The 13,208-nt window shown below is 42.8% G+C and carries 11 protein-coding genes; 10 read left to right on the plus strand and 1 reads right to left on the minus strand.

What is annotated here, in order from left to right; genetic code table 11:
- Positions 1-55 precede the first annotated feature (55 nt).
- Complete coding sequence (locus L4D20_RS04125) at positions 56-1,456, plus strand: transporter substrate-binding domain-containing diguanylate cyclase (protein WP_428800276.1); 1,401 nt, start codon at positions 56-58, stop codon at positions 1,454-1,456.
- Positions 1,457-1,476: 20 nt separating this feature from the next.
- Here L4D20_RS04125 and L4D20_RS04130 read toward each other — a convergent pair whose 3' ends face one another.
- On the minus strand, positions 1,477-2,385 hold the full coding sequence (locus L4D20_RS04130; protein ID WP_428800753.1) for a LysR family transcriptional regulator: 909 nt from the start codon (positions 2,383-2,385) through the stop codon (positions 1,477-1,479).
- 313 nt (positions 2,386-2,698) lie between these two features.
- On the opposite strand from L4D20_RS04130, the gene L4D20_RS04135 reads away from it, so the two are divergent.
- From L4D20_RS04135 to phnD, 9 genes are all read left to right on the plus strand, one after another.
- Entirely contained in the window at positions 2,699-3,433 is a 735-nt protein-coding gene (locus L4D20_RS04135; RefSeq protein ID WP_428800277.1) for a beta-ketoacyl-ACP reductase, read from the plus strand.
- A gap of 49 nt (positions 3,434-3,482) precedes the next feature.
- On the plus strand, positions 3,483-4,688 hold the full coding sequence (locus L4D20_RS04140; RefSeq protein WP_428800278.1) for an acetyl-CoA C-acetyltransferase: 1,206 nt from the start codon (positions 3,483-3,485) through the stop codon (positions 4,686-4,688).
- An 82-nt stretch (positions 4,689-4,770) separates the two neighbouring features.
- The gene (locus tag L4D20_RS04145) at positions 4,771-6,330 is read left to right on the plus strand and encodes an acyl CoA:acetate/3-ketoacid CoA transferase (RefSeq protein WP_428800279.1); all 1,560 of its coding nucleotides are present in this window, start codon (positions 4,771-4,773) and stop codon (positions 6,328-6,330) included.
- A gap of 77 nt (positions 6,331-6,407) precedes the next feature.
- Positions 6,408-6,851 carry a MaoC family dehydratase gene (locus tag L4D20_RS04150; RefSeq protein ID WP_428800280.1) on the plus strand — a complete coding sequence of 148 codons (444 nt, stop codon included), beginning with the start codon at positions 6,408-6,410 and terminating at the stop codon, positions 6,849-6,851.
- Positions 6,848-8,050, plus strand: coding sequence for an enoyl-ACP reductase FabV (fabV, locus tag L4D20_RS04155; protein WP_428800281.1), 1,203 nt, complete (start codon positions 6,848-6,850; stop codon positions 8,048-8,050). Before L4D20_RS04150 ends, fabV begins: the two co-directional genes overlap by 4 nt.
- An 80-nt stretch (positions 8,051-8,130) precedes the next feature.
- Positions 8,131-9,339: an MFS transporter gene (locus L4D20_RS04160; RefSeq protein ID WP_428800282.1), complete on the plus strand. Its 1,209-nt coding sequence runs from the start codon at positions 8,131-8,133 to the stop codon at positions 9,337-9,339.
- A 9-nt stretch (positions 9,340-9,348) separates the two neighbouring features.
- A complete protein-coding gene (locus L4D20_RS04165; RefSeq protein WP_428800283.1) occupies positions 9,349-10,284 on the plus strand; it encodes an alpha/beta hydrolase in 936 nt (311 codons plus the stop codon).
- A gap of 332 nt (positions 10,285-10,616) precedes the next feature.
- Complete coding sequence (locus L4D20_RS04170) at positions 10,617-12,185, plus strand: YadA C-terminal domain-containing protein (RefSeq protein WP_428800284.1); 1,569 nt, start codon at positions 10,617-10,619, stop codon at positions 12,183-12,185.
- 177 nt (positions 12,186-12,362) lie between these two features.
- Positions 12,363-13,202: a phosphate/phosphite/phosphonate ABC transporter substrate-binding protein gene (phnD, locus tag L4D20_RS04175; RefSeq protein ID WP_428800285.1), complete on the plus strand. Its 840-nt coding sequence runs from the start codon at positions 12,363-12,365 to the stop codon at positions 13,200-13,202.
- Positions 13,203-13,208 lie beyond the last annotated feature (6 nt).

The following is a 13,208-nucleotide window of genomic DNA, read 5'->3' on the forward strand; positions in this document are numbered from 1 at the left end:
TAGTGTTTTGTCATTTAAGTTCATTGTAATAGCGTTTTTTAGTGAAGGTATAGCAATGAAATATGATCATGGTCGAAAGGTCAGTATCCAAATGGCAATCAGTGCAGTACTAGCACTGGCCATAATTTCTGTTTCTATTTACTTTTCTCCGATCAACGCTGCTAACGAAAATATACTACGTGTTGCAAACTCAAAAGCGTGGAAACCCTATTCATTTATCAATAATGAAGGTGAGCCAGAAGGAATACTGATAGATTTTTGGCGTAAGTACGCAAAAGAAAATAATGTTGAGATAACTTTCGTTCTTGTTGATTGGAATGACTCACTTGAAGCTGTTAAGGATGGCCGAGCCGACGTACATGGTGGGCTACTGTGGTCAGAGCCTCGTGAAAAGTTCTTAGATTATGCACAGCCTTTGTTTGAGATCGAAACTCAACTTTATTATCACCAAAGTGATGTAGGTAATGACATCACGACCCTTCTCAATGGAGAAGTCGATGATGCAATTGGGGCAGTTAAAGGGGGCTATGAAGAGTACTTTGCTCGTAAAGAGTTTCCTAAGGCAAACATTCGAGTTTACGCAACCACCGAAGATCTTGTCTTTGCGGCAAACTCTGGTGAGGTGAGAGCATTTGTTAGTGATCTTCTCACTTCCAGTTTCTATCTGTACTCCTCAAGACAACCTTTAAGTTTCGTTCCCGTTCGTTATCTATATTCAGGCGACCTTTATCCTGCGGTAAAAGAGGGTAATGAGGCACTGATAAAAGAAGTTACCCTTGGTTTCAACAAGATAAGCGAAATAGATCGAAAGAGTATGTTACAAAAATGGATGCATATTGAGACTGTCTACCCAAAACATATCGTCACCTTGGTCATAGTGATCATCGCTTTCGTCGTAGTAGCATCTATTTTCATCCTCAGACAGAACGTTAAATCTAGAACTAAGCACTTAGAAGATACAAACCAAAGGTTAATGAAACTCTCTTTAACTGATGTACTCACCGGTATCAGTAATCGTCGGCACTTTACAGATTATATTAGTGGTCTAGAGAAAGACGGGCATACCATTTCAGTTATGATTTTTGATATTGATAACTTCAAAAACGTAAACGATACATATGGGCATACCGTTGGAGATAAAGTTATACGCTTTGTCGCACAAGTAGTAAAAACTGAGCTTAATTCGACCATGCACTTCTCTCGTATTGGTGGCGAAGAATTCGCTATCGTCGCACTCGATCTAGATTTTGATGCCGCTAAAGATCTAGCACATAGAGTTTGCAGCAAAGTACACGAGGGGAACCATTCAGAAAAGTACTTAAATCGGCTCTCAATCAGTGTTGGTTGCGCATTCTATGAAGAAGGAGCCAACACCATTGATATCGTTAAAGCCGACCATTTAATGTATCGAGCTAAAAAACAGGGCAAAAACCGAGTTGTGGTGGAGAAGGTTTAATCCTTGAATCGCCTCTTGCTCTAAATCTCTTTCTTTAGCTCTTTTGTTCGTTGAATCAAATAGTTTTTAAAATCTAAACAACGCGCAGGCATCTGTTTGCGTCGCTTATAATAGAGGCTGAACTCAAATTCACTTTTCACGTAATCATTAAGAATAGAGACAAGCTTGCCACTTTTAAGCTCCTCTTTGACGAGCTGTTTAGGAAGATAAGCAACACCACAGTCTTGCATCGCGACAGTTTTTACAAACTCACTATTTTCGATCTCAATTGTTTGTGCTATTTGAACTGTTGTGAATTCACCATTACGTTCAAACTGCCACCGGTTTCCACCAACAAGTGTTGAAGTATATAGACAGTTGTGGTTTTTGAGCTCATTGGGTGTCATGGGCTCTTCATGCAGCTTTATATATTCGGGCGAACAGCATGCTACTAACGGGTATTTAAGCAGTACTCGCTTTACCAATAAGCTGTCTTTTTCTAAGTGCCCTCGATAGGTTGCATGGGCCTTTATTGAAAAGTCGACCTCTTGTATATGGTCTACTTCAAAGGCAGTTTCTACAATTTTGAACGATACTTTAGGGTGCGCTAGTAAATACTCGCCGACGATTCGGCTAAGGAACCTTTGTGAAAATAGAGGAGTGGCTGCTATTTTAATCACACCACCTATATCGTGATCGAGGTTTTGAATTTCCGTAAAGATATCCGATGCCTCATCTTGGATATGACTGAATCGCTCAAAAAGCTTTTGTCCCATGTCCGTTGTTTTTATTGATCGAGTTGAACGCAGTAATAAACTCACCCCTAACTCTTCTTCTAGTTCTTTTATCCAGCGACTTCCCGCCGAAGCGGAAATACCATAGATGCGAGCACCTTCAGATATTGATTGTGTTCTCACTACTTCTACAAAAAAAGCGGTCTTATCCAACATCACGAGCAGTTTTCCAAATTAATATTGCCATTTACGGTAAGCATAATCCCATATTTAGCAAAATAAGCATGGGTTCTTGTTCATTTTTTTGAACTACGACAGATAAGAACTGTTTATTAACCCACTACCTAACACTGCTATCTAGTTGTTATTTAGTATTTATTTCTTGTCAAGTAACCCATAAAGAGCTTGTTCCTATTTTCAAAAAAGCACCTGTTTTCGTGATTTGAGTAGAGAAGATCAAGTTGCTATATCTAATAGCCATATTGATGAGGCAAGTGGCCGAGATTCATACCGAAAACGGAGAAACACAATGTTAAAAGATAAGATTTGTATTGTAACGGGTGGTGCGCAAGGTATCGGTCGCACTATTGTTGAACGTTTTTCAGCGGAAGGTGCTAAATGCATTTATGCCTGTGACATGAACTCGGAAGCAATGAGTGATGCATACGAATCTCTAAAGAATGTGAGAGCAACGCAGCTCAACGTTTGTGACCGTGCGTCGATTACAGCGCTAATTGAACAAATACAACAAGAACACGGACGAGTCGATGTGCTTGTTAACAACGCTGGTGTCACTCGCGACAATTTACTTGAACGTATGTCAGAACAAGATTGGGACTTAGTAATAGACGTAAACCTTAAAGGTGTATTCAACATGACTCAAGCGATTGCGCCGATGATGATTGAAAACAACGCAGGCTCGGTTATCACAATGTCTTCTGTGGTTGGTACTGACGGAAATATTGGCCAAAGCAACTACGCAGCAACAAAAGGTGGCGTTATCGCAATGACAAAAGGCTGGGCAAAAGAATTCGCACGTAAAGGTGCGCAAGTTCGCGCTAACTGTGTCGCACCGGGCTTTATTGAAACGCCGATGACGAAAGACTTGCCACAAAAGGTTCTTGACCACATGACAAGTAAAACGCCTTTAGCTCGTATGGGTACCGGAGATGATATTGCTAACGGTGTGACATTCCTTGCCAGTGAGCAGTCAAGTTTCATTACAGGGCAAACTCTAAAGATTGATGGTGGTTTAGTCATTTAAAGCACTGAATAAAATCATAAATTATCAATCAAGAGTGAAGGAATTAGTAATGAAACGAGTATTTATCGTCGGCGCTAAACGTACAGCATTAGGCAGCTTCGGTGGCACTTTAACAGGTGTACCAGCTTCTGAACTCGGTGGTACAGCGATAGCAGCATCGCTGTTGCAAAGTAATGTCGCACCACAAAATGTAGATGAAGTCATTGTGGGTAACGTTCTTGGTGCAGGTCAAGGCATGGGGCCAGGGCGCCAAGCGGCCATGTATGCTGATATTCCACAGGAAGTACCCGCTTATACGTTAAATATGATTTGTGGTTCGGGTATGAAAACCGTAATGGAAGCGGCGAGTAAAATTAAAAGTGGGGATGCAAATATTGTTGTTGCTGCGGGTATGGAGAACATGTCTCAAGCCCCATACGTTATGGATGCAAAAAACCGTTCAGGCGCGAAAATGGGCCACCAAACAATGAAAGACAGCATGATCAATGACGGTCTTACTGATGCTTTTCATCAATACCATATGGGCGTTACAGCGGAAAATATTGCGAAACATTACAAGATCAGCCGTGAAGCTCAAGATAACTTTGCGCTTCGTAGCCAACAACGCGCAGTAGCGGCAGTAGAATCAGGGCGATTTGACGATGAGATTGTTCCCATTGAGGTAAAGCAGAGACGAGAAACGCTGTCATTTTCTCAAGATGAATACCCTCGAAAACAAACGACGATTGAATCGTTGGCGAAGCTTCGTCCAGCTTTTGATAAAACTGGAAGTGTTACGGCTGGAAATGCCTCGGGCATCAACGATGGTGGTGTTGCCTTTGTTTTGGCTTCAGAAGAATCTATCGAGGAATTTGGTTTAGAGCCAATCGCCGAAGTACTTGCTTACGGGCAGGGGGGCGTTGATCCCGCCATAATGGGGTTAGGCCCTGTTCCGGCTATCAAACAAGCACTTCAACGTGCAGACCTCAAACTTACTGATATTGAATTACTTGAATTAAATGAAGCATTTGCAGCCCAAGCTCTTGGCGTTATGCATGGTCTAACAAAAGAGCATGATGTTGATATGGAATGGTTTGACGATAAAACCAATCTCAATGGCGGCGCTATTGCGCTAGGCCACCCTTTAGGTGCATCGGGTGGGCGAGTTCTCACAACGCTGTTATATGAAATGATCAAACAAGACAAAAAGCTTGGTCTTGCATCGCTTTGTATTGGTGGCGGAATGGGTACCGCGGTCATTCTTAAGCGCGCGTAATCATACTATTAGTGCGTGTTGAATTCCGACACGTACATATTTAAATCACAACAGTTAACAAATAGTTTAAAAGGTTTTAGCCATGTCTAAAGTAACTCAACTGACTTGCCAACAAGCAGCCGAACTCATTCAAGATGAAGACAAAGTGATACTAGGCGGCTTTATTGGCGCGGTTGTTCCTGAAGCTATTGAAGAAGCCGTCGGTGAACGTTTTCTTACAACGGGTCACCCTAAAAATTTAGAATTGATCTTTGCTGCGGGACAGGGCGATGGAAAAAGTAAAGCCAACAACCACCTCTCGTACGAAGGTATGGTCAAGAGTGCAATCGGTGGTCATTGGGGGCTTATCCCAAGGCTTCAGAAGCTAGCAAATGACGAAAAGATCACAGGATTTAATCTGCCTCAAGGCGTGTTGTGTCAACTATTTAGAGACTCTGCCGCAGGAAAACCGGGCTGTATTAGCCATATAGGGCTAGGCACTTTTGTTGATCCAAGAGTAGAAGGTGGCCGAATCAACAATTCAACAAAAGAAGAACGAGTTCACCTCACCGAAGTAGCAGGCAAAGAGTATCTCTTCTTTTCTCGTATTGATGCAAATGTAGCGCTACTGCGTGGTACCACAGCTGACGAAAATGGCAACATCTCGATGGAAGATGAATGCCTTATTCTTGAAAATCTTGCAGCGGCGCAATTGGTCCGCAATCAAGGCGGCAAAGTCATAGTACAAGTGAAAAAAGTAGTGCCTACCGGAACGCTTGATCCTCAGTCCGTTCGAATCCCCGGCATATTTGTTGACGCCATCGTCGTCACTGATGGTCAAAACCACATGCAAACTTTCGCTGAAGAGATGAATGCTAGTTATGTCGGTCGTGGAGTGCAAACCAGTGATCAAGTAATACCACGTAAGCTTGATGCAAAAAAAGTTATCGCTCGCCGTGCTGCAATGGAACTCAAAAAAGGCGCCATCATTAACTATGGGATTGGTGCACCAGAAGTGATTGCCGAAGTCACCGACGAAGAAGGAGTAAGCGATCAACTTATTGCCACGGTTGAACCGGGCGCGATAGGCGGAACACCCGCTGGCGGGCTTTCATTTGGTGCTTCAGCATTTCCAGAAGCAATTATCACTCAAGATCAGATGTTCGATTTTTATGACGGTGGCGGTTTAGATCAAGCCTTTCTTGGTTTGGCTGAAACAGACCAAAAAGGTGACCTGAATGTTTCCAAATTTGGTCCTAAAATTGCGGGCTGCGGTGGTTTCATCGACATCACTCAAAATGCCAAACAAGTGTTCTTTTGCGGAACCTTCACTGCGGGGCGATCGAAGATCATTGCTGAGGAAGGGGAACTAAAAATCATTGAAGAAGGCACGATAGACAAATTCATCGAAAGCGTTCAACAGATTACTTTCTCATCAGATACAGCAAGAGCCAATAACAAGTCAGTCATGTATATCACTGAGCGCGCTGTTTTCAGTTTGTCAGATGAAACCATCGAATTAACAGAGATAGCGCCTGGCGTTGATCTTGAAAAAGACATTCTTTCTCATATGGCGTTCAAGCCAGCAATCAGCCGAGACCTAAAGATGATGGACAGCCGCATCTTCTGGGATACCCCTATGGGTCTTGAGCTTAGCAATTAACAATCCTAAACATTTAAACGAATTCTTTTTTGGTGGGTGAGGATATTTCCAAAGCCACCCCAATAAATAGGTAATCTATGTCGTATACCATAGAGCAGCTCGAAATTGGCCAATCAGCCAGTGTCGAAAAGCGTATCACTCAATCAGAAGTACTCACTTTTGCTGATATCTCAGGCGATATCAATCCCGTCCACATTGACGAAGCTCATGCTAAAGCATCCGTGTTTGGTGAGCGTATTGCTCACGGCGCACTTGTGTCTGGTCTCACATCCACCGTTCTTGGAATGAGGCTACCTGGGGAAGGTACGATTTATCTTGGACAAGAAAATCGATTTGTTGCACCAGTCTATTTTGACGATGTTGTCACCGCCCGCTGCGAAATCATTGAAATAAATAAAGAGAAGAACATCGTTAAATTCTCCACTACAACCACCAATCAAGATGGAAAAGTGGTAATTACAGGTGTAGCAACCGTCATGCCGCCAAAAGACAACACGCCATTAGAAAAGGACACATTATGATCATCGAACCTGTCATCAAAGGCGTGGTAGCACGAACAGCGCACCCTGAAGGTTGCAAACAAGCGGTATTGAATCAAATTGAATACGTAAAGGCCCATGCGCCAATAGAAGGTGGCCCTAAAAAGGTTCTAATCCTTGGCGCTTCTTCAGGCTTTGGTTTGGCATCGCGTATCGCATTAACCTTTGGCGGCGCGAAAGCTGACACGATTGGTGTTTCATTTGAGCGTGGTCCAAGTGAAAAGGGGATTGGAACTGCAGGTTGGTACAACAACATCTCTTTTCGTGAAGCGGCTGAAAAAGAAGAGCATATAGCGAAAAACTTTGTCGGCGATGCATTCTCTCCCAAAGTTCGCGAAGAAGTAGTTGAGTTTATTCGAGATGAATTTGGCGGAAAAGTAGATTTGGTAGTATATAGCCTTGCAACAGGCGTGCGTCCTAATTCAGAAACCGGTAATTTATGGCGTTCATGCCTAAAAACGGTAGGTGAACCGTTCACTGGTCAAACAGTAAACCTAGAAGAAGACAGCTTATACGATTCTGTACTAGAACCAGCTTCTGATGATGAAATAAAATCAACTGAAAAAGTAATGGGTGGCGAAGATTGGCAAGAGTGGATCGACTTCTTATTAGAGCAAGACGTTTTAGCGAATGGCGCAAAGACCGTGGCTTATTCGTACATCGGGCCTAAAGCAACGTACCCAATTTATCACCAAGGCACGTTGGGGATAGCTAAGCAGCACCTTCATGCAACGAGTGACAAAATTAACCATCAATTAAAAGCCATCGGTGGCGAGGCTTACGTCTCTGTGTGTAAGGCGCTAGTCACTAAGGCAAGTGTGTTTATTCCTGCGTTCTCGCCATACATTCTTTGCCTCTTCAAAGTAATGAAAGAGAAAGGGTTACACGAAGATTGTATTGAACAAATGCAACGCATGTTTTCGGAGCGCTTATATCCTGTAGATGGCCAAGCTGTAGTTGATGAACAACGACTAATTCGCGTTGACGACTGGGAACTCAGCGATGCCGTTCAAAGTGAAGTATCTGCACTAATGACGCAAATGACCGCTTATAACTTCATGGACATCGGTGATTACCAAGGATACAAGCAGGCTTTCCTACAGCTAAATGGATTTGAACAACCTAATGTCGACTATAAAAAACGTGTCGACGTACATGCGTTAAAAGAACTTCATCCGTAATAAATATCAAAACTTAATAACTGCATTAGGGGGCTAACCTACAAGCCCCCATATATAATACGAAACTTAAGGAAAAGAATATGAGCATGAATAAGAAAAAACTGATCGAGCTTGTCATCTTCATGACCTATGCGCTTTTTGCGATGTCGTGGGTTGCGGGCTCTATGATGACAAAAGACATCATGGCCTTTTATCAAATTGAAGGTATGGCGGCCGCGACATGGATGACCAATGCGATTACTATCGCCAAAATAATTGGTAACTTACTTGCTGCGAGTTTTCTCGTTAAGCTAGGGCCTAAGAAAGCCTTTGGGTTTGCGTCTCTACTGATTGTTGCTGGTGCATTAGGAGCGTTCGCTTCGAGCTATCCTATGTATGTCATTACCCGACTAATCATGGGGTTTGGTGGCGCTTTCGTTATTGTCTATTTCAATCCAATCGTTATCAATTACTTTACACCTGAAGAGCGCCCAATGATCAACGGTATCAACGCCGCAGCGTTTAACATGGGTAACTTATTAGCAATATTACTGACAGGCACGTTGCTCGCGCATTTAGATATCTGGCAAAACGTTATCTTAGCAATATCAGCCGCGAGTTTTGTTGTACTAGTTATCTGGTGGTTTATTAGTGATGATTTCTCACTATCAAATGGCGCTAAGGGAGATACGCCAGCTCAAACATACACGTTAAAAGACGGTGTGAAAGAGAGCGTTAACTGGTGGCTTCCTATTGCTTACTCTGGCCTTCTATTTTGCTACATCTCAGTATTCGCAATCTTTCCTATGGTGCCAAGCTTTGCTGCTGAAGCAAAATACCTTTCTTCGATTATGATTGGTGCGGGTATGGTCGGTACGATTGTGGGCATATTGATTACTAAACGACTACCACTTCGAGTACCGATCATTCGTTACTGCGGTCTTGCGATGACAGCTTTTGCTGCGTTAATGATATTTACAGATAGTGCAATGATTGCTTACGGATCGGCTTTTTTCGCAGGATTCTTTATGTTTGTTCCAATGACGGCGCTAGTTACGCTTCCTCAAGAGCTACCAAATATGACACCAGCACGAATTACCGTCGTATTCGGCATGTTCTGGTCAATTTCGTATGTTGTTGAAACTATTTTGATGTTTATTTCTGGAATCATCGCAGATTCAACAGGTAACATCGCTTATGCGGCCATGTTTGCAGTAGCGTGTTCATCGACGTTCTTCATCGCGAGCTTTATGTTGCCGGAAACGGGAAAAAATCCTGATGTGTTACCTCAACAAACAAAGACAGCTTAGGAGTTCGCTATGCGCAAAGTAAGTCAAAAACTCGCTCCTTGGTTAGACAACTTTAACCAACTAGTCGTGAAGCTTGTTGAAGGTGGGTTCAAACCGACAGCGACAAACGCTCGTGAAGGGCTTGCCAATTTAACCAAAGGGCTCGTGACAAATATACCTGAAATTGAATGGGTTCAAGATGATTTAGTAGCGGGTGATGATTATGACGTTCCCGTACGTATTTATCATCCAGCGCCGAAAGAGTCACTCCCTGTCATAGTTTACTATCACGGGGGAGGTCACATGGCCGGAAGCGTGACGGTTTATGATCCAATCTGCCGTAAATTGGCTAATTCTACCCGCCATATTGTTGTATCTGTTGACTATCGCTTAGCACCTGAATGCCCATATCCGGCAGGCATAAACGATGCTTACTCTGCAGTTAAAAATGTGTGGGATACTTTAGAAAGCAGATCGCTCAATTATACAAAGCAGGTTTCTGTCGTCGGTGATTCGGGAGGTGGCGCGTTGGTTGCTTCGGTAAGTCGTAAAGCGCAGTTTGACAATTCTGTGTCTATATACAAACAAGCTATGATTTATCCAAGTTTAGATTACACGATGGATTCAGAATCCATGAAGCAGAACGCAACGGGATATTTATTACAAAAAGGGAAGATCGCTTGGTATTTTGATAATTACTTTAAGCGTAATGAAGATCGCCACGCAGTGTCTCCGCTCTTTGGTGAGTTTACAAATCAACTACCTGAAACACTGATGATTACTGCTGAATTTTGCCCGTTAAGAGACGAAGGTACTCGGTACTACGAGCAAGTAAAAGCGGTTGGTGTAAACGCTGAGCACATACACTTTGACGAGATGATTCATACATTTATGAATATGGAAGACCTTGTCGAAGACGAATGTAATCAAGTTTATAGAGCTATCTCAGAGTTTTTGAATAAATAGAAAGATAAATACTTAATAAACCAAATCATCGATAGCATCCATGCTGTCGATGATTTTGCGTATCTAACCCATTAGGATTCAAGCAACTCGGCATAAATTATTATGTGTTTAATGTTCGAGTTTAGCTACATTTCTGAGGTGTCAAATTTGAGCCCTCTCATGTTCAGATTTGATTCACTTAATTCCTCATACTTCAACGCATCCAAGTTGTAAGAAGTTATTACAGCTTAATTATTGAGATTGCCAAGCGACGAATACTTTCTATTAGTTCAAAAGTATTGGGTCACGCTAAGGGGGCATCTCCAGTTTTATGTTGATTTATAAGGTTTAAAATGAAACTCAATTTAATTGTCGCATCCGTCCCATTTATATTCGCATCAAGTATAGCGTTTGCGCAATCTCTAGATATTGGTAGCAATGAAAACTCAATTAAGCTGCCGGAAACCACCCCAAGTATTCCTGTAGAAGATCCAAAACATAATTTGGGTGTAATTGGGGAAGCAACGAAAGATGTTTACCAAGAAGCATTTCAAAGGGAAATTGAGAGTGGTAAAAGCACTCCAGAAGAAGCAGCCATAATTGCCCGACAAGAAGCTGAAGCATTCTTATATGAGCTTGACCAAACGATAGATCTACCAAATGGTGAACTGCCTGGGCCACATGATCCACTAAAACCTCAGCCACTACCAGAAAAGCCAGCACCGGTGAAACCAGAGCCTTCCCCTGAGAAACCAGACTTTGGTGCAACGAACCCAGTTGAAGACCCAACAAGAGTTGATGGCATTATTGCTGAAGGTGCTGCTGAAGCATATCGAAGCGCAGCATACGATGAACTGACTAATGGAAAAGGTGAAGCAGGAGATGGTGCTGCACGAATAGCAGGACGACAAGCAGCAGAAGCTTATTTACGAGAAGTAGACGAAGCTGTTGATCTGCCTGTAGGTGAAGTTCCAGGGCCTAGTGATCCAATTAAACCTCAACCACAACCGGAGAAACCAACTCCTGTTAAACCAGAGCCAGCACCTGAAAAACCAGACCATGGTGCAACGAACCCTGTCGAAGACCCAACAAGAGTTGATGGTATTATTGCTGAAGGTACTGCAGAAGCATATCGAAGTGCAGCATACGATGAACTGACTAATGGTAAAGGTGAAGTAGGAGATGGTTCTGCACGAATAGCAGGACGACAAGCAGCAGAAGCTTATTTACGTGAAGTAGACGAAGCTATTGATCTACCAGTAGGTGAAGTACCAGGGCCTCATGATCCTATCACAAAGCCTGAACCAATTAAGCCATTGCCGGAGATTCCAGCAAAGCCGCCTACAAACCCGGTAGAGCCGGTTAAACCTCTCCCTGAGATTCCGGCTAAACCGCCTACAAACCCAGTTGAGCCTGTTAAACCATTACCAGAAATAGGAGATGGAGACTTAACTGAAAACGCAGGTGAAGGCCAAGTAATGACAAAAATGGTTAAACTGGAGGCTCTAGAAAATGCATCTGGAAGTGAAGATCCAATACGTGACATAGTGGACAACATTAAGCCAACTCCAAATGAATCGGGAGAGTTAGAACCTACTACTCCAGGTACATTCAGTGGAGAGGGTGTCGAATCACTAAGCGCTGCACTACAAGCTCAAAGTGAAGAGTATATGGATTACCACGATAATGCGATGGCAACGACTCAGGCAACAGTGAACGCTCGTCCACAGGTGACAAATGGTCAATTCGCACTTGGCGCAGGTGTTGGTTTCTCTGGTGATTCTGAGGCGGTGTCTGTTGGTGCGGCCAAATCGTTCGGTGAGTCAGGTTGGTCTGCTTCTGCAACGGTAACTGGGACATCAGAAACGACATATGTTGAAACTGAAGTCTCTGCAGGTGCTGGCGTTCAATACGCATTCTAATAATTAAAACATTTAACAAAGAAAGCCCGGATTTGTCCGGGCTTTTCATTTGTAAACAATAATTAGATTTGAGCATAGTATTTAGTATGACCTTAATTTAATACAACTGAAGCACAACCTACTTATAAACGTCATATTTCCTCATTAAATTGTTCATACAAAAATGAGGAGTTCAAAATGAAAACAAAGCTTAAACAACTGTCAGTCTTAACATTATCGCTAGCCGCTACTAGCGTATTCGCATCTGTTTGTCCTGATACACTTCGCTTTGCCGATACAGGTATTGAAGGTACAGAAGAGTTACAACTGACTTACCAGCAGTTTGTCGACGAAGTTGAAAATCGTTTAGGTGTTAATGTTGAATTCTATCCAGTAGGTAACCGCACAACAGCGATTAACGCACTTCGTTTCAACCAAGTTGATATCGTACTTGCGGGTCCGTCTGAATATGTTCTTATGACTGAACACGTTGAAGGTATCAAGCCAATCAGTGCTGTTGTTCGTCCTGAATATTATTCTGTTTTTATTGCTCCAACAGACAGCGGTATCGATAGCCTTGAAGATTTAAAAGGTAAGCATGTAGCAATGAAAGACCACGGCTCAACAACAGGCCACATCATGCCAATGTACATGCTACACAAAGAAGGCATCGATTTAGATCGTGACTTAAACATTAGCCTTTTAGCTGGCGCTAGAATGCAAGCGTTAGCATCTGGTGAAGTGGATGCTGTTGGTACTGGTGTCCGTGATTTTGCACCATTTGCAGCGCAACAAGGCGAAGGGAAATACAAAATTATTGCTCGCAGCCAAACTATGCCTGGTGATCCGCTAATTGCTGGCCCTCATATATCTCAACAATGTTCAGACTTCATTCAAGAAAAATTTATGGACGATCCTGATGGATTACTTCAAGCGATTCTTGCACCAGGAAAACGTAAAAAATACGTTGGCGCTGAAATGGTTTCAGTCAATGACTCGGCTTACGACATGGTCCGTGAATCCTACTCTCTGCTTTAATCCACA

The organism is Vibrio kyushuensis, from assembly GCF_050337325.1.
GTDB classification, from domain to species: Bacteria; Pseudomonadota; Gammaproteobacteria; order Enterobacterales; family Vibrionaceae; genus Vibrio; species Vibrio kyushuensis.